General features: G+C 62.5%; 19 protein-coding genes and 1 pseudogene. 8 read left to right on the top strand and 12 right to left on the bottom strand.

Annotated features, from left to right (window positions below; translation table 11 throughout):
* Window positions 1–109: 109 nt before the first annotated feature.
* The 3 genes from groL to A3728_RS03605 all read right to left on the bottom strand — a co-directional run bounded on the left by groL (window position 110) and on the right by A3728_RS03605 (window position 2,964).
* Window positions 110–1,753, bottom strand: a complete 1,644-nt coding sequence (gene groL / locus A3728_RS03615) for a chaperonin GroEL (RefSeq protein WP_067920350.1) — start codon at window positions 1,751–1,753, stop codon at window positions 110–112.
* Window positions 1,754–1,827: 74 nt separating this feature from the next.
* Window positions 1,828–2,115, bottom strand: a complete 288-nt coding sequence (locus tag A3728_RS03610) for a co-chaperone GroES (RefSeq protein WP_067920348.1) — start codon at window positions 2,113–2,115, stop codon at window positions 1,828–1,830.
* A 168-nt stretch (window positions 2,116–2,283) separates the two neighbouring features.
* On the bottom strand, window positions 2,284–2,964 hold the full coding sequence (locus A3728_RS03605; RefSeq protein WP_067920346.1) for a DUF2161 domain-containing phosphodiesterase: 681 nt from the start codon (window positions 2,962–2,964) through the stop codon (window positions 2,284–2,286).
* Window positions 2,965–3,104: 140 nt separating this feature from the next.
* Between A3728_RS03605 and A3728_RS03600 the strand changes: the two genes are divergently transcribed.
* From A3728_RS03600 to A3728_RS03570, 7 genes are all read left to right on the top strand, one after another.
* On the top strand, window positions 3,105–4,025 hold the full coding sequence (locus A3728_RS03600; RefSeq protein ID WP_067920344.1) for a manganese-dependent inorganic pyrophosphatase: 921 nt from the start codon (window positions 3,105–3,107) through the stop codon (window positions 4,023–4,025).
* Window positions 4,026–4,095: 70 nt separating this feature from the next.
* The gene (locus tag A3728_RS03595; RefSeq protein ID WP_067920342.1) at window positions 4,096–4,950 is read left to right on the top strand and encodes a crotonase/enoyl-CoA hydratase family protein; all 855 of its coding nucleotides are present in this window, start codon (window positions 4,096–4,098) and stop codon (window positions 4,948–4,950) included.
* A gap of 60 nt (window positions 4,951–5,010) precedes the next feature.
* A complete protein-coding gene (locus A3728_RS03590) occupies window positions 5,011–5,883 on the top strand; it encodes a TIGR01459 family HAD-type hydrolase (RefSeq protein WP_067920340.1) in 873 nt (290 codons plus the stop codon).
* 90 nt (window positions 5,884–5,973) lie between these two features.
* Window positions 5,974–6,417, top strand: coding sequence for a MaoC family dehydratase (locus A3728_RS03585; protein WP_067920338.1), 444 nt, complete (start codon window positions 5,974–5,976; stop codon window positions 6,415–6,417).
* 73 nt (window positions 6,418–6,490) lie between these two features.
* Window positions 6,491–7,423 (top strand): bifunctional riboflavin kinase/FAD synthetase, encoded by a 933-nt coding sequence (locus A3728_RS03580; RefSeq protein WP_067920336.1) that lies wholly within the window; start codon window positions 6,491–6,493, stop codon window positions 7,421–7,423.
* Window positions 7,420–7,890 (top strand): YcgN family cysteine cluster protein, encoded by a 471-nt coding sequence (locus A3728_RS03575; protein WP_067920334.1) that lies wholly within the window; start codon window positions 7,420–7,422, stop codon window positions 7,888–7,890. Before A3728_RS03580 ends, A3728_RS03575 begins: the two co-directional genes overlap by 4 nt.
* Window positions 7,890–8,930 carry a threonine aldolase family protein gene (locus A3728_RS03570; RefSeq protein ID WP_067920332.1) on the top strand — a complete coding sequence of 347 codons (1,041 nt, stop codon included), beginning with the start codon at window positions 7,890–7,892 and terminating at the stop codon, window positions 8,928–8,930. The genes A3728_RS03575 and A3728_RS03570 overlap by 1 nt, the downstream gene beginning before the upstream one ends.
* Here the strand turns inward: A3728_RS03570 and A3728_RS03565 are convergent.
* Both A3728_RS03565 and A3728_RS03560 read right to left on the bottom strand, forming a co-directional pair.
* A complete protein-coding gene (locus A3728_RS03565; protein WP_067920330.1) occupies window positions 8,913–9,701 on the bottom strand; it encodes an alpha/beta fold hydrolase in 789 nt (262 codons plus the stop codon). The two genes, A3728_RS03570 and A3728_RS03565, sit on opposite strands and share 18 nt — an antisense overlap.
* Window positions 9,698–10,294, bottom strand: coding sequence for a 2-hydroxychromene-2-carboxylate isomerase (locus tag A3728_RS03560; protein WP_067920328.1), 597 nt, complete (start codon window positions 10,292–10,294; stop codon window positions 9,698–9,700). The genes A3728_RS03565 and A3728_RS03560 overlap by 4 nt, the downstream gene beginning before the upstream one ends.
* A 101-nt stretch (window positions 10,295–10,395) precedes the next feature.
* On the opposite strand from A3728_RS03560, the gene A3728_RS03555 reads away from it, so the two are divergent.
* Window positions 10,396–11,415 carry a ribose-phosphate pyrophosphokinase gene (locus tag A3728_RS03555; RefSeq protein ID WP_067920326.1) on the top strand — a complete coding sequence of 340 codons (1,020 nt, stop codon included), beginning with the start codon at window positions 10,396–10,398 and terminating at the stop codon, window positions 11,413–11,415.
* 24 nt (window positions 11,416–11,439) lie between these two features.
* Here the strand turns inward: A3728_RS03555 and A3728_RS03550 are convergent, their stop codons facing one another.
* From A3728_RS03550 to A3728_RS03520, 7 genes and pseudogenes are all read right to left on the bottom strand, one after another.
* Window positions 11,440–11,790 (bottom strand): H-type lectin domain-containing protein, encoded by a 351-nt coding sequence (locus A3728_RS03550; RefSeq protein ID WP_067920324.1) that lies wholly within the window; start codon window positions 11,788–11,790, stop codon window positions 11,440–11,442.
* A 110-nt stretch (window positions 11,791–11,900) separates the two neighbouring features.
* Window positions 11,901–12,338, bottom strand: coding sequence for a F0F1 ATP synthase subunit epsilon (locus tag A3728_RS03545; RefSeq protein WP_067920322.1), 438 nt, complete (start codon window positions 12,336–12,338; stop codon window positions 11,901–11,903).
* 13 nt (window positions 12,339–12,351) lie between these two features.
* Window positions 12,352–13,776: a F0F1 ATP synthase subunit beta gene (gene atpD, locus A3728_RS03540; RefSeq protein WP_067920320.1), complete on the bottom strand. Its 1,425-nt coding sequence runs from the start codon at window positions 13,774–13,776 to the stop codon at window positions 12,352–12,354.
* A 19-nt stretch (window positions 13,777–13,795) separates the two neighbouring features.
* Window positions 13,796–14,674 (bottom strand): F0F1 ATP synthase subunit gamma, encoded by an 879-nt coding sequence (locus A3728_RS03535; protein ID WP_067920318.1) that lies wholly within the window; start codon window positions 14,672–14,674, stop codon window positions 13,796–13,798.
* Window positions 14,675–14,688: 14 nt separating this feature from the next.
* Complete coding sequence (gene atpA / locus A3728_RS03530; RefSeq protein WP_067920316.1) at window positions 14,689–16,227, bottom strand: F0F1 ATP synthase subunit alpha; 1,539 nt, start codon at window positions 16,225–16,227, stop codon at window positions 14,689–14,691.
* Window positions 16,228–16,788, bottom strand: coding sequence for a F0F1 ATP synthase subunit delta (locus tag A3728_RS03525; protein WP_201722231.1), 561 nt, complete (start codon window positions 16,786–16,788; stop codon window positions 16,228–16,230).
* A gap of 310 nt (window positions 16,789–17,098) precedes the next feature.
* Window positions 17,099–17,580: pseudogene (locus A3728_RS03520) on the bottom strand (hypothetical protein); the annotation flags it as partial.

Here is a 17,580-nt window from a genome sequence, read left to right as displayed (position 1 = left end):
CTGCCCTGCAGACTTTGGCAAAGCCCGGTTGCGGGCTTCGTGAACGATCCGTGAAACGCAAAAGGCGCGCCCGGGGGGCGCGCCTTCCGAAAGTTACCCGGGGGGCAGATTACATCATGCCGCCCATGCCGCCCATGTCGGGCATGCCGCCGCCGGCGCTTGCGCCTTCTTTCTGCGGCTTGTCAGCGACCATTGCTTCGGTCGTGATCAGCAGACCGGCGATGGAGGCCGCATCCTGCAGAGCGGTACGCACGACCTTTGCCGGGTCGATGACGCCGAACTTGAACATGTCGCCATATTCTTCGGTCTGGGCGTTGAAGCCGAAGGCCAGATCGTTGCTTTCGCGGATCTTGCCGGCCACGACGGAACCGTCGACGCCTGCGTTTTCCGCGATCTGACGCAGCGGTGCTTCCAGCGCCTTGCGCACGATGGAGATACCGACGTTCTGATCAGAGTTGTCGCCGGTGAGACCTTCGAGCTTCTTGCCGGCCTGAACCAGTGCGACACCGCCGCCAACGACGATACCTTCCTGTACGGCTGCGCGTGTGGCGTTCAGCGCGTCATCGACGCGATCCTTGCGCTCTTTCACTTCGACTTCGGTCATGCCGCCGACGCGGATGACGGCAACGCCGCCCGCCAGCTTGGCAACACGTTCCTGCAGCTTCTCGCGGTCGTAGTCGGATGTGGTTTCTTCGATCTGGTTGCGGATCTGGGCCACGCGTGCCTCGATCTCACCCTTCTCGCCAGCACCGTCGACGACAGTTGTCTCGTCCTTGGTGATGGAAACCTTCTTGGCGGAGCCCAGCATGTCCATGGTCACGGACTCGAGCTTCATGCCGAGGTCTTCGGAGATCACCTGACCGCCTGTCAGAATCGCGAGGTCCTGCAGCATGGCCTTGCGACGGTCACCGAAGCCGGGTGCCTTGACGGCAGCGATCTTCAGACCACCGCGCAGCTTGTTCACGACGAGTGTCGCCAGGGCTTCGCCCTCGACGTCTTCGGCGATGATCAGCAGCGGCTTCTGGGACTGGATGACCTGCTCGAGCAGCGGAACCATCGGCTGAAGGCTCGACAGCTTCTTTTCATGCAGCAGGATGATCGCGTCTTCGAGTTCGACGGTCATCTTGTCGGCGTTGGTGACGAAGTAGGGGCTCAGGTAGCCGCGGTCGAACTGCATGCCTTCGACGACGTCGGTTTCTGTTTCCAGACCCTTGTTCTCTTCGACGGTGATGACACCCTCGTTGCCGACCTTCTGCATCGCATCCGCGATCTGGCGGCCGATTTCCGATTCGCCGTTGGCGGAGATGGTGCCAACCTGCGCGACTTCGTCGCTGTCGGTCACGTCACGGGCCGCGGCGCGGATGGCTTCGACGACCTTGGTGGTGGCCAGATCGATGCCGCGCTTGAGGTCCATCGGGTTCATGCCCGCTGCGACCGACTTCATGCCTTCCTTGACGATGGCCTGAGCCAGCACGGTGGCGGTGGTTGTACCGTCGCCCGCTTCGTCGTTGGTGCGCTGGGCCACTTCCTTGACCATTTGCGCGCCCATGTTTTCGAACTTGTCCTCAAGCTCGATCTCTTTCGCCACGGAAACACCGTCCTTGGTGATGCGCGGTGCGCCGAAAGATTTGTCCAGAACCACGTTGCGGCCCTTGGGGCCCAGCGTGACTTTCACCGCGTCGGCAAGGATGTTCACACCCTTGAGCATCCGGTTGCGGGCATCGGTGTCGAATTTGACGTCCTTAGCAGCCATGTTTCTTCTCCATATGTCTTTGAATTGATGTCGGCGTCATGTGGTCGGGTAACGGTTTACCCGGTCTCCCGTGGTCAGGAGATGATCCCCATGATGTCGCTTTCCTTCATCATCAGCAGTTCTTCGCCATCCAGCGTGACTTCTGTGCCGGACCATTTGCCGAACAGGATCTTGTCACCGGGTTTCACGGCCATCTCGATCAGTTCGCCGCTGTCCTTGCGGGCGCCATCGCCGCAGGCAACGACTTCACCTTCGGAGGGCTTTTCCTTGGCGGAATCGGGGATGATCAGACCGCCCTTGGTCTTTTCTTCGCTTTCGGTGCGACGTACCAGCACGCGGTCATGAAGCGGTTTCAATGCCATCTTTGCAGCTCCTTGAGGCTCAAAGTTACTTCCAATCGACTGCGCCCCCGGCTGGGGCCTTTCAGTCATTAGCACTCAACCTCACTGAGTGCTAATGGCGCATAGCTAGGGATAGGCGCTGAACCTGTCAACACGGCAAATAAGAGAAATTGCGATGGTATTGCCGGTCTAGTCGCTGCCTAGCAGGCGACCCGCGGTCTGGACCGCTTCGGCCCCCGTCGGGGTAAGGCCATATATGCCTTTGTCGACTTTTTCAAACCATCCGTAATGATTGTCCCGCATCATGCGCGTGGCAGGGGTGACGCCGGTTTCCCGCGCCACCATCGCGCCCTTGCTGGCCCCCGCTTCGAAAAGATAGACGGCCAGCTTCAATGCGTCCTGTCGATAGGCCGTCACCAGCCCTGCGCGGGTCTGGCCCCCGTCGTTGGGATCCCCCTGCCGGCGGGCAAACTCCCGCAGGAGCCGCCCCGACTTGCGCGCGGACTTGCGCGGCGCATAGGGGCCGGGGTCGCAATGCACCTCGACCAGACCGTCGGACAGGCGCACGGTGATCAGGCCCAGCCCCAACCGCCTTGCCAGCGCGGTGTTGTCCTTCAACGCCTTCAGGAACCGTTTGCCCGTTTGCCGGGGCACGGCCATGTAGACGTCTTCCGCCACCGCGAGGCGGGCGAGGCATTGGTGAAACAGCGTCAGCGAAAACCCGGTCTTCAACTCGACGATCACCGGCGGCTCCGCCCCGCGCAGGGCCATGACATCGGCGGGGCCCACTTCGGATTTCACCACATAGCCCTGATCCTCCAGAAAGGCCTTCACCGGGGGATAAAGATCGGTTTCACGTGGGGCTGACATGGCCGCAGACTGCCCTATTCGCGCCCCGTGGTGAATACGTCGCAGGGGCTTTGGCGGCGGGGCGCGGCAATCGGGTGACAAGGCAGATCAGCGTGACTATAAGGCCGCGAAACCGAACAACCCTTCTTTAGGAACACCGCATGACAACGCTCGTATTCGGCCATAAGGCGCCCGACACAGACAGCACCGGCAGCCCGATCGTCTGGGCTTGGTATCTCAATGAGATCAAAGGCGTGGATGCAAAACCCATGTTGCTCGGTGAACCCAATACCGAAGCGCTCTTCGTGCTGGACCACTGGGCTCTGGACAAGCCCGAGATCCTGACCGACCTCGCGGCGGATACGCCCGTCGTCATCGTGGACACCAACAACCCTGCCGAACTGCCGGGCAATATCAACGATGCGGACATCACCGGCATCATCGATCATCACCGGTTGGTGGCCGGTCTGGAAACCCGCGGCCCGATCGAGATCAACATCCAGCCGCTCGCCTGCACCGCCACCATCATGTACAAGATGATCGGCAAGGACTGGGCGCAGGCCCCCCGCGGGGTCAAGGGTGCAGCGCTGTCGTGCATCCTGTCGGACACGCTCGCGTTCCGCAGCCCCACCACCACGCAGGAAGACCGCGCGATCGCGGAGGCGCTGGCGCAGGACCTCGGTGTGGACATCGACAGCTACGCGGACGAGATGTTCGCCGCGAAATCGGATGTGTCCGCCTTTTCCGAGGCCGAGCTGCTGCGGATGGACAGCAAGGAATTCGATCTCGACGGGACGGCACTGCGCGTTTCCGTGCTGGAGACGACCTCCCCCCAGCCGCTGCTGGAGCGCAAGGATGCGCTGATGCAGGCCATGCCGAAGGTGGCCGAAGAAGACGGCGCGGCAGAGGTGCTGCTTTTCGTCGTGGACATCCTGAAGGAAGAGGCGACGCTGCTGGTGCCCAACGATACGGTCCGCCGGATCGCCGAGCGCAGCTTTGAGGCACGGGTGGAGGGTGACACGGTCGTCCTGCCCGGGATCATGAGCCGCAAGAAGCAGATCATCCCCAACCTCAAGCTGTAAGCGCCGCCCGTCCTTGGACGAATCGCAGAACGGTGCATAGGCTCCCCGCAGACGCCGGGGAGCCTTTTTCATGTCGACAATCCTTTACGAAACCACGGGACGTATCGCGCGGATCACGCTGAACCGGCCCGAGGTGCTAAACGCCATCAATGACGACCTGCCGGGCGAACTGGCTGCCGCCGTGGCCGAGGCGGACGCCGACCCGGAGGTTCACGTGATGATCCTGTCCGGCGCGGGCGAAGCCTTCTGCGCGGGCTACGATCTGGCCCACTACGCCGCCGACCCCACCAACGCGATGACCCAGTCGATGCCATGGGACCCGATGCAGGACTACCAGTTCATGTGGGCGAACACGCAGCATTTCATGTCGCTGTTCCGGGCCCACAAACCGGTCGTCTGCAAGGTCCATGGCCATGCGGTGGCGGGCGGCAGCGATATCGCGCTCTGCTGCGATCTTGTGATCATGGCGGATGATGCACGTATCGGGTACATGCCCACGCGCGTCTGGGGGTGCCCGACGACGGCGATGTGGACCTATCGGCTGGGTCTGGAAAAGGCCAAGCGGATGCTGCTGACGGGTGACAAGATCACCGGCGTCGAAGCCGCCGAAATGGGGCTGGTGCTGAAATCCGTGCCCGCCGCCGATCTCGATGCCGAAGTGGAAGCATTGGCGGGCCGGATGGCAAGCGTGCCGATCAACCAGCTTGCCATGCAGAAGATGGTCATCAACCAGACCATCGAGGCCACGATCAACCAGACCCAAAGACTTGCAACCGTGTTCGATGGCATTACGCGCCATTCGCCCGAGGGGCTGAACTTCAAGGCGCGTGCGGAGTCTGAAGGGTGGAAACGCGCGGTGGAAGAGCGTGATGCAGGCAGCTTCGACTGGACCCGTAACCGCCCGATTCCCGGTAACCGGGATTAGCGGCCCTGTTCCCTCTCGCGCGGGGATGGCCTATGCGTCCCCCAACGAAAAGGAGAGCGCATGACACAGATCATCGACCGGCTGGACGAAGTATCCGATCAATACGACGCGATGTTCGTCGATCTCTGGGGCTGCGTGCATGACGGTGTGCGCGCCCTGCCCGATGCCGTCTCTGCACTGCAGGCCTATCGGTCGCGGGGCGGCAAGGTGGTTCTGGTCACCAATTCGCCGCGCCCGCGCGCCGGAGTGACGCGACAGCTGGGTCATTTCGGCGTGCCCGAAGACGCGTGGGACAGTATCGCCACCTCGGGCGATTCGGCGCGCTCTGCCATGTTCCAGGGCGCGGTGGGCAAAAAGGTCTGGTATATCGGAGACGGCCGCGACGACCGGTTCTTTCAGCCGCTCGAAATTCTTGAAAATCCGGTAGAGGTCGAGCGCGTTCCGCTGGACGAGGCCGAAGGCATCGTCTGCACCGGCCCCGCGGATCCGAAGGCCGATCCTTCGGTCATGCGGCCCGAGTTCCTGCTGGCAAAGCAGCGCGGGCTCAAGCTGCTTTGCGCCAACCCCGATATCGTGGTGGACCGGGGCGAGGAACGTGAATGGTGCGCCGGCGCGCTGGCCGCTCTTTATACCGAGATGGGCGGCGAAAGCCTCTATTTCGGTAAGCCGCACCCGCCCATCTACGATCTGGCCCGGCGCAGGCTGGCGGCACTTGGCGTTGATATCCCTGACAGCCGCATCCTCGCCGTGGGGGACGGGATCCTGACAGATGTGGCCGGTGCCGCGGGGGAGGATATCGATTCGCTCTTCATCTCCGGCGGGCTGGCGGCGGCGGAGACAAAAACCCGTGGTACACCCGACCCGGCGGCCCTCCGCGCCTATTTGGAGGAGCACCAAGCCGCGCCGACCTATACCATAGGACACCTCCGCTAGGGTGATTAAGACTTGATTTTCTGCAGTTGCAAAGCAATAAAGTTGCCATCCCGGGATACGGGACGCCATTTTATTGTTTGAGGGCGAATCATGTTGGATAACCTGCCGCGCGGAACGATCTGTATCGAAGACATCGAAATCGGGATGACGCGATATCTGCAGAAGGTGGTGACCGACGAGGATATCGAGATGTTCGCCGCCGTCTCGACCGACCGCAACCCGGTGCATCTGGATGACGACTACGCCCGCGACACGATCTTCGAAGGGCGCATCGCACATGGCATGCTGACCGCCGGACTCGTCTCTGCCGTGATCGGCGAGCAGCTTCCGGGCCATGGTACGGTCTACCTTGGCCAGTCGCTCAAGTTTCTGGGGCCCGTGCGCCCCGGCGACATGGTGCGCGCGGAAGTAACCGTGACGGATATCGAATTCGGCAAGCGCCGGGTGAAGATGGACTGCCAGTGCACCGTCGACGGCAAGAAGGTGCTGGTGGGCGAAGCCACCGTTCTGGCCCCCTCACGCAAGTTCGACTGAAGCCGGGCCGGCACGGCCCGCCGGGCCGCCGCCCGCTCTTGCCCTCGCCGGTTGCCGGGGCTACGCACATCCCATGCGTATCGTGCGAGATTACAGATATGTCGAACCGCAGGATCGGGGTGCCAGCGCCGCGATCGGCAATTTCGACGGCGTGCACACGGGCCACCGTTCGGTCATAGACATCGCGCGCAGCGCCTGCCCGGATGCGCCACTGGGCGTTGTCACCTTCGAGCCGCATCCAAGGGAATATTTCGCCCCCGACGCCCCGCCCTTTCGCCTGATGGGCCCGGAGGCACGCGCCCACCGGCTGGAAAAACTCGGTGTCTCACGACTTTACGAACTGCCCTTCAACAAGGCGCTGGCCTCGCTGAGCCCCGAAGCCTTCGCGCGCGACGTTCTGCATCGGGGCCTTGGTCTGCGCCATGTGGTTGTGGGCGCGGATTTCTGCTTCGGCAAGGGGCGCAGCGGCACTGCGGATGACCTTGTGCGGTTCGGTGCGGATTTCGGCTTTGGCGTCACCATCGCACCGCTCATGGCGCGGGATACGCAAACGGTTTCCTCCACCGCCATCCGCAAGGCACTGAGCGAAGGCCGCCCGCGCGATGCCGCCGCCATGCTGGACCATTGGCACCGGATCGAAGGACCCGTGATCGGCGGCGAACAACGGGGCCGCGAACTGGGATACCCCACCGCCAACATGTCGATCGAGGGACTGCACCCGCCGGCCTTTGGCGTCTATGCCGTGCTGGTCGACGTCTTGGAGGGGCCGCATGCGGGAAGCTACACCGGGGTCGCCAGCCTTGGCGTGCGCCCGATGTTCGGAGAGAACCGGCCCAACATCGAAACCTTTCTCTTCGATTTCACCGGGGATCTTTACGGCGCGCATCTGTCGGTGGCGCTGGTCGAGCACCTCCGCCCGGAAGAGAAGTTCGACAGTCTCGATGCCTTGATCGCCCAGATGGATGCCGACAGCGCCGAGGCCCGGCGCATAGTGGCGGCCCGATGAGCGATCCGATCCCCCGCAAGGGTCTGCGCCCCCGGTACTGGGAAACCACGCCCCTGAACAAGATGACCGCGCGGGAGTGGGAGGCGCTTTGCGATGGCTGCGGCAAATGCTGCCTGAACAAGCTGGAGGACGAGGACAGCGGAGAGGTCGCCCTAACCAGCGTTGCCTGCCGCCTGCTGGACGATGCCACCTGCCGCTGCGCCCATTACGAAAATCGTCACCAGTTCGTCCCGGACTGTATCGTGCTGCGCCCCGATAACCTTGATGAACACGCCTATTGGATGCCCCGCACCTGCGCCTATCGCTTGCTGTGGGAAGGCCGCCCCCTTTATGACTGGCACCCGCTGATTTCCGGCCGCGCCGACAGCGTGCACGAGGCGGGCATTTCCGTGCAGCATTCGACCGTGTCCGAATTCGACACCCCATTCGAAGAATGGGAAGACCATCTGATCGAGGAGCCGTCCTGATGTTTTTTGCCTCCGACAACGCCGGGCCTGTTCATCCGCAGATCCTCGACCGGGTGGTTCGCGCGAACGACGGCTACGCCATACCCTACGGCAAGGACCCGATCATGGACGAGGTGCGTGACGCGATCCGCACCGCTTTCGAGGCACCGGAGGCTGCTGTTTACCTGGTGGCCACCGGCACGGCGGCCAACGCGCTGGCGCTGGCGACCTATTGCCAGCCCTGGCAAACGATCTTCTGCTCCGAAGTGGCGCATATCCACGAAGACGAATGCAATGCGCCGGAGTTTTTCGCGGGCGGCGCCAAGCTGAAGGTGATCCCTACGGATGACGTGATGACGCCCGAAGCACTGCGCGCCGCCATCGCGCCCCATGATCCGGGCGATGTGCATTCCGCACAGCGCGGCCCCGTCTCCATCACGCAGGTCACCGAACGCGGGTCGGTTCATTCACTGGAAAACCTGCGCGCGCTGACGGCGGTGGCAAAGGATTACGACCTCCCCGTTCATCTGGACGGCGCGCGGTTCGCCAATGCCATGGTGGCGCTGAACTGTTCACCAGCGGAAATGACATGGAAAGCCGGTGTCGATGTCGTCAGTTTCGGCGGCACAAAGAACGGCTGCATGGGGGTGGAGGCGGTGATCTTCTTCGATCCCTCCAAGGCGTGGGAGTTCGAGTTGCGACGCAAGCGGGGCGCGCATCTGTTTTCCAAGCATCGTTTCCTCTCTGCCCAGATGGCCGGCTATCTTCAGGGCGATCTGTGGATCGACAATGCCCGGGCGGCCAATGACAACGCGGCCTATCTGGCCCAAGGCCTGCGCGTGGCGGGCGCCAAGTTCCTGCACGAGCCGCAAGCCAACATGGTCTTCGCGCGCTTCCCGCGCCGGGTGCATCGCAAGCTGCACGAAGCGGGCGCGCGCTATTACCTGTGGGATGCGAAACTGGAAGGCAATGACGAAGACGCGATGCTGGGCGCCCGGCTGGTCTGTGATTGGTCGCTGTCACGCGATGCGATCGACAGCTTCCTAGGACACTTCGAATAGGCCCCGGATCGCCTGCGCGACTTCGCGCGGGTGGGTCAGCGGCGCCATATGCCCGGCCCCGGCGATGCGTTCGCGGCGCGCATCGGGCAAGCGGCGTTCGAGGGACTTGTTGATGGCGTAGCTCATGTCGGGTGACGCGTCCCCTTCGAGCAGCAGGGCGGGCATGGAGGCACGCTCGAACATGCCGGGTTTCAGCAGACCGGCGGAATCCTCGCCCAGAAACGGCGTGCTCGCCGGGACGAAATGAATCCTTTCGGCCATGTAGTCCCGCGTGGCCTGCGGGATCAGGTCCCATTTGGTGCCGTCCCCCCAGCCGCGGTTGAACATGCGTGTGGCTTCCATCGGATCGCCCGCTGCCAGCGCCTTGTCGAAACGCGCGGTGTATTCATAGTATTTCTGAACGCGGTCCGGTTCGTCCTCCAGCACGGCGGCGAAATAGACGGGTTCTATCATTGTGACGCTGCGCACCAATTCGGGGTTTTCGATGGCAAGGCGCAGGGCCACCGTCGCGCCGAAGGAATGGCCGATCAGGTCCATCGGCGCGCTCAGCAGGGCCCGGGCCATATCGGTCGCGATGTCGTGTATGTTCCCCTCGCCGTTCCAGCCGCCGGAACGGCCATGCATCGGCAGATCGTAGGCCAGCAGGGTGGCGCTGTCGTACAGCGCCTCCCCCACCCCGCGCCAGGCGCCCGAATGGGCGAGCGAACAATGGATCGCCAGTGCCTGCCGCGGGCCTTCTCCGAACCGGCGGGTATGGGTATGGGGGATCAAAGCTTTCCCGCGAGATGCAGATCCAGATCCTCCAGCCGGTCCTGCCCCCAGAACCTTTGTTCGCCGACGATATAGAACGGCGCACCGAACACGCCGCGCTCTACCGCTTCTTCCAGATTGGCGGCATATGTCTCGGCACCCTCCAGCAGCCCACTGTCGGCAAGCGCCGGGTCAAAGCCCGCCTCTTTCAGGCAATCGCGCACGACGTCATCCTCGGCAATGTCTTTCTCCTCTGCCCAGACGCTGCGGAAAATCGCGCGGGCCAGCTGACCCAGATCGCCATCACCGGCGTTCTGCGCGGCGATGAAGGCATAGGCCGAGGGGGCACCATTGGTCGGCCAGTGGGCCGGTTTCAGGTTGAAGGGCATGTCCAGCTTCTTCGCCTGACGGGTCAGCTCCTGCGCGCGGTATTCCTGCCGGCTCGGATGCCTGTCCTTCGGAGGCGTCCCGCCGGTCCGGCCGAAGGCCGCGATCAGGTCGAAAGGTTTGTAGTTGATCTGGGCGTCATGCTTGGCGGCGATCTTCTCCAGCCGATCCCCCGCCAGATAGCAATAGGGTGACAGGGTCGCGAAAAAATAGTCGATGCTGGGCATTTGGATCTCCTTGGGGGGTACGGCAGCTTTGCGGCACGGTAAGGCCGTGATAAGCGGTGTCAACGTCGCGAATCTGTCACAATCCCCTCCCCGGAGACCGCATGCCCCATACGTCCGAGCCGAAGCTGATTGCCGGAAACTCAAACATGCCACTGGCAAAAGCCATCGCCCGGAGGATGTCCCTGCATCGCGGTATGAACGTGGGTCTGGTCGATGCGCGGGTCGAACGGTTCAACGACGGCGAAATCTTTGTCGAGGTTTTCGAGAACGTGCGCGGCGAGGACATGTATATCATCCAGTCGACCTCGAACCCGGCCAACGACAACCTGATGGAACTGCTCATCATGGCCGATGCCCTGCGCCGGTCATCCGCCGCCCGGGTCACGGCAGTGCTGCCCTATTTCGGCTATGCCCGGCAGGACCGCCGCACCAAGGCACGCACCCCCATAACCGCCAAGCTGGTGGCCAACATGCTGGTGGGCACCGGCGTCGAGCGGGTGCTGACGATGGATCTGCACGCGGCCCAGATTCAGGGGTTCTTCGACATCCCAGTCGATAACCTCTATGCCTCGCCGGTGTTTGCGCTGGACATCAAACATACCTTCAAGGACCGCATGAGCGAACTGATGGTCGTTTCCCCCGACGTGGGCGGCGTGGCCCGCGCGCGCGAACTGGCAAAACGCATCAACTCCCCCCTCGCCATCGTCGACAAACGGCGCGAAAAGCCCGGCGAAGTGGCCGAAATGACCGTTATCGGGGACGTGAAAGGCAAGATTTGCCTCATCGTGGATGACATCTGCGATACCGCCGGCACGCTCTGCAAGGCTGCCGAAGTGTTGCTGGAAAACGGCGCGAAGGAGGTCCACTCCTACATCAGCCACGGCGTCATGTCCGGCCCCGCGGTCGAACGGGTCAGCAATTCGGTGATGAAATCGCTGGTGCTGACCGACAGCATCGCGCCGACCGATGCCGTCAAGAACGCCCAGAACATCCGCATTGTGCCGACCGCACCGATTTTCGCGCAGGCCATCCTGAACATCTGGAACGGCACGTCGGTGTCATCGCTGTTCGAAGCCGATACGCTCGGCCCGATCTACGACGGAATGTACAAGGCCGAGTGATCCCGGCCCCTAACGCGGCGCGCGTCAGCCAACATCCCACTGATCATCGTCTGGAAGTGCCCCGATCGCAGTCCATGCAACGCGCACCCGTGCTACGCGCGTATCGCCCCATGTGCGGAACACCATGTCGAAACCGCTTTTGGTGACTGCTTCGGCCGCGAGGTCGGCCCGCATGACGGTGGTTGCGTCCACGTCCCAGAGTGACAGCGAAAGCTGCACGGTGGGCGCTTCCTGATAGGACTCCGAAAAGCGAATGCGCCGGCGGCGTTCGCGCTGGCCCCGGCCTGTCCACATGTCGCCGCCGTTCTCATAATCGGTAAAGAGAACGACGTCCCCGCTATCGACGCCGACGGTGTGGCCTTTCAGTCTGTTCATCGTGATCCGCGTTCGCTTCGCAACATGTTCTCAAAAACAGTTAACGCCTCCCCCGGAATGAGGAAAGGCCCCGCCGGGGCGGGGCCTTTCGAACAAATTGTTCCGTGACTTCAAAGACTCGGTTGTTTCGAGGACAATCCGATCTCATCCCCGACTGCGACCATGTCGGCCAGCAGTTTGGCCGCGTCATCGACGGGGCCCGGTTCGTTCACGAAGTTTTCCTTCGCCCGCGTGTAGTCCTGCTGGGCTTCGTCCATCATGCTGTCGAGCTGTTCCTGGGTCATGTCGCCCCGGGGAACGGCACGTTCGGCCAGAACCGAAACGCCCCGGTCGCTGATTTCCGCGAAACCGCCCGTTACGACGAAGTCCGCCGATCCCTCCGGCCCTTCGACCTTCAGGATACCGGGCCGCAAGGTGGTGATGGTCGGCGAATGGTTTGCCATCGCCGTCATATCCCCGTCCGCGCCCGGTATCTGCACCGTCTCCACCTGCATAGAGGCGAGCCGCCGCTCCGGCGAGACCAGGTCGAATTGCATCGTGTCTGCCATTGCTCAGGCTCCCTCAGGCGGCGTCAGCCGCCATTTTTTCCGCTTTCGCTTTCACTTCGTCGATGCCGCCGACCATGTAGAAGGCGCCTTCGGGCAGGTGGTCATATTCACCGGCAACAACGGCCTTGAACGAAGCAATCGTGTCTTCCAGCGGCACCTGAACACCGTCAGACCCGGTAAAGACCTTCGCAACGTCGAAGGGCTGGCTGAGGAAACGCTCGATCTTGCGGGCGCGGGCCACGGCCAGTTTGTCTTCTTCGCTGAGTTCGTCCATGCCGAGAATGGCGATGATGTCCTGCAGCGACTTGTAGCGCTGAAGCACCTGCTGAACGTCCGTCGCGACCTTGTAATGCTCTTCGCCGATGATCAGCGGGTCAAGCAGGCGCGACGTGGAACCCAGCGGGTCCACAGCCGGGTAGATGCCCTTTTCGGAAATCGCACGGTCCAGAACGGTCGTCGCGTCGAGGTGCGCAAAGGAGGTCGCGGGCGCCGGGTCAGTAAGGTCGTCCGCGGGCACGTAGACGGCCTGAACGGAAGTGATCGAACCGGACCGGGTGGAGGAGATGCGTTCCTGCATCGCGCCCATGTCGGTCGCCAGCGTCGGCTGATAACCCACGGCAGAGGGGATACGACCCAGCAGGGCCGACACCTCGGAACCCGCCTGGGTAAAGCGGAAGATGTTGTCCACGAAGAACAGAACGTCAGAACCGGATTCGTCACGGAACTGTTCGGCCAGCGTCAGACCGGACAGGGCCACGCGCATACGCGCACCCGGAGGCTCGTTCATCTGGCCGTAGACCAGCGAAATCTTCGATTCCGTCAGGTTGTCGGGCACGATAACGCCGGATTCGATCATCTCGTGGTAAAGATCGTTCCCTTCCCGCGTCCGCTCGCCCACACCGGCGAAGACCGACACACCGGAGTGCACCTTGGCGATGTTGTTGATCAGTTCCATGATCAGAACGGTCTTGCCCACCCCGGCACCACCGAAGAGGCCGATCTTGCCGCCCTTGGTGTAGGGGGCCAGCAGGTCGATGACCTTGATACCGGTGGTCAGGATTTCGGTCGCGGTGGACTGCTCTTCGAACGCGGGCGCATCGCCGTGGATGGCACGGGTTTCCGTCGCGTCGACCGGGCCTTTTTCATCCACCGGCTCGCCGGTCACGTTCATGATGCGGCCCAGCGTGGCCTTGCCGACCGGCACCTGAATAGGGGCACCGGTGTCTTCCACGCGCTGACCGCGCACCAGACCTTCTGTCGCATCCATCGCGATGGCGCGAACGGTGTTCTCGCCGAGGTGCTGCGCGACCTCCAGGATCAGGTTCTTGCCCTGGTTTTCGGTTGTCAGAGCGTTCAGAATCTCGGGCAGGTGATCCTCGAACTGCACATCGACGACGGCGCCGATGACCTGGGTGATTTTTCCGACTGCTTGTGCCATGTCGTTTCTCCGGTTTTGTCTACAGCGCTTCCGCGCCGGAAATGATTTCGATCAGCTCGTTGGTGATGACAGCCTGACGCGAACGGTTGTATTCGATGGTCAGGTCTTCGATCATCTCGCCGGCGTTGCGGGTCGCGTTGTCCATCGCGGACATGCGCGCGCCCTGCTCCGATGCCGCGTTTTCCAGCAGAGCGCTGAAGATCGCAGTGGCGACGCCACGCGGCAGAAGATCGGCCAGGATCGCCTCTTCCGAGGGTTCGTAGTCAAACAGGGTCGAAGGCCCGCTTTCGTCTTCCTCGGCTCCGAAAGCCGCGGGAATGATCTGCTGGGCTGTCGGAACCTGGCTGACGACGTTCACGAACTTCGCGTAGAAGATCGTCGCGACATCGAATACGCCTTCATCGAAACGCGACAGAACGTCCTTTGCGATATTCTGTGCATCGGCATATCCCAACCGCTTCACATCGCTCAGGTCGACGTGACCGACGAGGTATTTGCCGAAATCACGCTTGAGCTGGTCGCGGCCCTTCTTGCCGACGGTCAGGATCTTGAGTTCCTTCCCTTCGGCCAGAATTGCACGGGCCCGCGTCTTTGCGAGTTTGACAATGTTGGTATTGAAACCGCCGCACAGCCCACGTTCGGATGTCATGACGACCAGAAGCTGCACCTTGTCGCTGCCGGTGCCCGACAGAAGCTTGGGCGCGGAATCCGAACCGCCGACCGAAGCGGCCAGCCCCGACATCACGGCATTGAACCGCTCGGTGTAGGGGCGCGACTGCTCGGCAGCGTCCTGCGCGCGGCGAAGCTTCGCCGCGGCAACCATTTGCATGGCCTTGGTGATCTTGCGGGTCGATTTGACCGACGAGATCCTGTTTTTAAGGTCCTTGAGATTTGCCATTGGCTTATCTCTCCTTAAGCGAAGTCAGCGGCGTACGGATCGATAGCGGCGCGCAGTTTGTCGGCGGCGTCATCCTTGATCTTCGGATCTTCGTTGGTGATCCAGTCCAGCACGTCCTTGTGCTTCGACCGCATGTGGTTCAGCAGGCCCGCTTCGAAACGGCCCACGTCGGAGACATCGACCTTGTCGAGATACCCGTTCGTGCCCGCGAAGATGACAACGACGATCTCGGCGTTGGTCAGCGGCGAATACTGCGGCTGCTTCATCAGCTCGGTCAGACGCGCACCGCGGTTCAGCAGACGCTGTGTCGCGGCGTCGAGGTCGGAACCGAACTGGGCGAAGGCCGCCATCTCGCGGTACTGGGCCAGAGAAAGCTTCACCGGGCCCGCCACGGAGGACATTGCCTTGGTCTGGGCGGAGGAGCCCACACGCGAAACCGACAGACCGGTGTTCACGGCAGGGCGGATACCCTGGTAGAACAATTCCGTCTCGAGGAAGATCTGACCGTCGGTGATGGAGATCACGTTCGTCGGAATAAAGGCCGACACGTCACCGCCCTGGGTTTCGATGATCGGCAGCGCCGTCAGCGACCCGTTACCGGCATCGTCGCCCAGCTTGGCCGACCGCTCCAGCAGGCGGGAGTGGAGATAGAAAACGTCGCCCGGATAGGCTTCGCGGCCGGGCGGGCGGCGCAGCAGCAGCGACATCTGACGATAGGACACGGCCTGTTTGGACAGATCATCGTAAACGATCAGCGCGTGGCGCCCGTTGTCACGGAAATGTTCGGCCATGGCGGTCGCGGAATAGGGTGCGAGGAACTGCATGGGTGCAGGCTCGGACGCGGTGGCGGCGACCACGATGGAATACTCCATCGCACCGGTTTCTTCCAGCTTCTTCACCAGCTGCGCCACGGTGGAACGCTTCTGGCCGATGGCGACGTAGACGCAGTAGAGCTTCTTGCTCTCGTCGTCGCCCGCCTCGTCGTTATAGGACTTCTGGTTCAGGATCGCGTCCAGCGCCACGGCGGTCTTGCCGGTCTGACGGTCGCCGATGATCAGTTCCCGCTGGCCGCGGCCGATCGGGATCATGGAATCGACGGCCTTGAGGCCGGTCGCCATGGGCTCATGCACGGATTTACGCGGAATGATGCCCGGCGCCTTCACATCGGCCACGCCGGTCTTGCTGGCGTTGATCGGGCCCTTGCCGTCAATGGGGTTACCCAGACCGTCGACAACGCGGCCCAGCAGTTCGTCACCGATCGGAACGCTCACGATGGAGTTCGTGCGCTTGACCGTATCGCCTTCCTTGATGTCACGGTCGGAGCCGAAGATCACGACACCGACGTTGTCGGATTCGAGGTTCAGGGCCATGCCCTGAATACCACCGGGAAACTCGACCATCTCCCCGGCCTGAACGTTGTCCAGACCATAGACGCGGGCGATACCGTCACCGACGGAGAGAACCCGGCCCACTTCGGCAACTTCGGCTTCCTGACCGAAGTTCTTGATCTGGTCCTTCAGGATCGCAGAAATCTCTGCTGCTTGGATACCCATTTATCCGACCTCTTTCATTGCATTCTGGAGGGAATTGAGCTTGGCCTTGATCGAGGTGTCGATCATCTTCGAGCCCACTTTTACGACGAGACCGCCGATGAGCGATTCATCGACGGTCGTTTTCAGTTTCACTTCCTTGCCGGTGCTGGCCTTGAGGGACTTCACGAGCTTTTCGGACTGTGTCTTGGTCAGCGCCTTGGCGCTGGTGACTTCTGCTGTCATCTCGCCCTTTTCGGCGGCGATCGTTTCGCGCAGCGACTGGATCAGCTGCGGCAGCACGAAGAGGCGGCGCTTCTGGGCCAGCAGGGCCAGCGTATTCGACATGATGTCGCTCAGGCCCATCTTGCCTGCCAGCGCCGTGACGGCCTTTGTCTGCTCTTCGCGCGAATAGATCGGCGAATGGATCAGGCTGCGGAAATCGTCACTGTCGGCGATCGCGGCTTCCAGCGCATCGAGATCACTTTCAATGGCGCTGACCTTGTCGGCCTCGCGGGCCAGATCGTAAACGGCGCTCGCATATCGTTGGGCGATACCGGTCGAGATCGAAGCGGGTTCGGACACGTCCATCCTCTCATACGTCAGAGCCGGATATGCGAAACCTTCGCGTCACCAGCAAGTTGGCGCGGCTTGAAATCATCCAAGACGTCTAAATCAGGGGCGATGTAGCAGACCGTTCCCCACCCCGCAACACAGTATAGTGGCGCAAGAGATGTGGATAGCGCCTTTCTCCACGCGCTCTGCGGGGGTGCGACAGATTGACAGGGAGGCCCGGGGCCGCCGCCGGTGCGAATCCCCCTGCCCGGGCTTTTACCCCTTCTCATGATCGAAAATACTTCGGGGGTCCGGGGGCTGGCCCCCGACCGGACGCCTCTCACCGGCGCTCAGGTGCAAATCGGGCGCCCACGGGTTTGGCATTGGGCTCCGCCATACCCTCCAGCACGCCAAGCGCGCGGCTCGCGGTGCTGCGCTGGACCTTGCCCTTGGGCGGATGGACGATTTTCGTCGCCTCCACCATGAAGGCGCCCCCGGCCATCATTGTGGGCACATGCCGCCCGATCCGCTCGAAGAGCCCCGCGGATTTCATCCAGACCCGCCCCTGTGACGGCATCTGATAAAGCGCGCCCATCTGGCGTTCGGGCAGGAACTGGTGACGGCGCAGCTGGGTCTCCAACTGGCCCGGCGAATAGGGGCGCCCGTAACCGAAGGGCGTGATGTCCCGGCGCGCCCAGAACCCGCCGCGATTGGGCACGATGAACAAGGCCCTCCCGCCCGGGCCCAGCACCCGCCAGCATTCCTCCAGCAGGTCGTCAGGCCGCTCCGATGTCTCGAGCCCATGCATCACCACCAGCTTGT

The sequence above is a fragment of the Sulfitobacter sp. HI0040 genome (genome assembly GCF_001634885.1).
Lineage (GTDB): Bacteria > Pseudomonadota > Alphaproteobacteria > Rhodobacterales > Rhodobacteraceae > Sulfitobacter.
The sequence above is the reverse complement of the archived record's forward strand: the minus strand, read 5'-3'. Positions and strand labels throughout refer to the sequence as shown.

What these genes read in the sequence shown, in the direction of transcription:
- groL (WP_067920350.1), bottom strand. Translation starts at nt 1,753, where the DNA reads ATGGCTGCTAAGGACGTCAAATTCGACACCGATGCCCGCAACCGGATG.
- A3728_RS03610 (WP_067920348.1), bottom strand. Translation starts at nt 2,115, where the DNA reads ATGGCATTGAAACCGCTTCATGACCGCGTGCTGGTACGTCGCACCGAA.
- A3728_RS03605 (WP_067920346.1), bottom strand. Translation starts at nt 2,964, where the DNA reads ATGTCAGCCCCACGTGAAACCGATCTTTATCCCCCGGTGAAGGCCTTT.
- A3728_RS03600 (WP_067920344.1), top strand. Translation starts at nt 3,105, where the DNA reads ATGACAACGCTCGTATTCGGCCATAAGGCGCCCGACACAGACAGCACC.
- A3728_RS03595 (WP_067920342.1), top strand. Translation starts at nt 4,096, where the DNA reads ATGTCGACAATCCTTTACGAAACCACGGGACGTATCGCGCGGATCACG.
- A3728_RS03590 (WP_067920340.1), top strand. Translation starts at nt 5,011, where the DNA reads ATGACACAGATCATCGACCGGCTGGACGAAGTATCCGATCAATACGAC.
- A3728_RS03585 (WP_067920338.1), top strand. Translation starts at nt 5,974, where the DNA reads ATGTTGGATAACCTGCCGCGCGGAACGATCTGTATCGAAGACATCGAA.
- A3728_RS03580 (WP_067920336.1), top strand. Translation starts at nt 6,491, where the DNA reads ATGCGTATCGTGCGAGATTACAGATATGTCGAACCGCAGGATCGGGGT.
- A3728_RS03575 (WP_067920334.1), top strand. Translation starts at nt 7,420, where the DNA reads ATGAGCGATCCGATCCCCCGCAAGGGTCTGCGCCCCCGGTACTGGGAA.
- A3728_RS03570 (WP_067920332.1), top strand. Translation starts at nt 7,890, where the DNA reads ATGTTTTTTGCCTCCGACAACGCCGGGCCTGTTCATCCGCAGATCCTC.
- A3728_RS03560 (WP_067920328.1), bottom strand. Translation starts at nt 10,294, where the DNA reads ATGCCCAGCATCGACTATTTTTTCGCGACCCTGTCACCCTATTGCTAT.
- A3728_RS03555 (WP_067920326.1), top strand. Translation starts at nt 10,396, where the DNA reads ATGCCCCATACGTCCGAGCCGAAGCTGATTGCCGGAAACTCAAACATG.
- A3728_RS03550 (WP_067920324.1), bottom strand. Translation starts at nt 11,790, where the DNA reads ATGAACAGACTGAAAGGCCACACCGTCGGCGTCGATAGCGGGGACGTC.
- A3728_RS03545 (WP_067920322.1), bottom strand. Translation starts at nt 12,338, where the DNA reads ATGGCAGACACGATGCAATTCGACCTGGTCTCGCCGGAGCGGCGGCTC.
- atpD (WP_067920320.1), bottom strand. Translation starts at nt 13,776, where the DNA reads ATGGCACAAGCAGTCGGAAAAATCACCCAGGTCATCGGCGCCGTCGTC.
- A3728_RS03535 (WP_067920318.1), bottom strand. Translation starts at nt 14,674, where the DNA reads ATGGCAAATCTCAAGGACCTTAAAAACAGGATCTCGTCGGTCAAATCG.
- atpA (WP_067920316.1), bottom strand. Translation starts at nt 16,227, where the DNA reads ATGGGTATCCAAGCAGCAGAGATTTCTGCGATCCTGAAGGACCAGATC.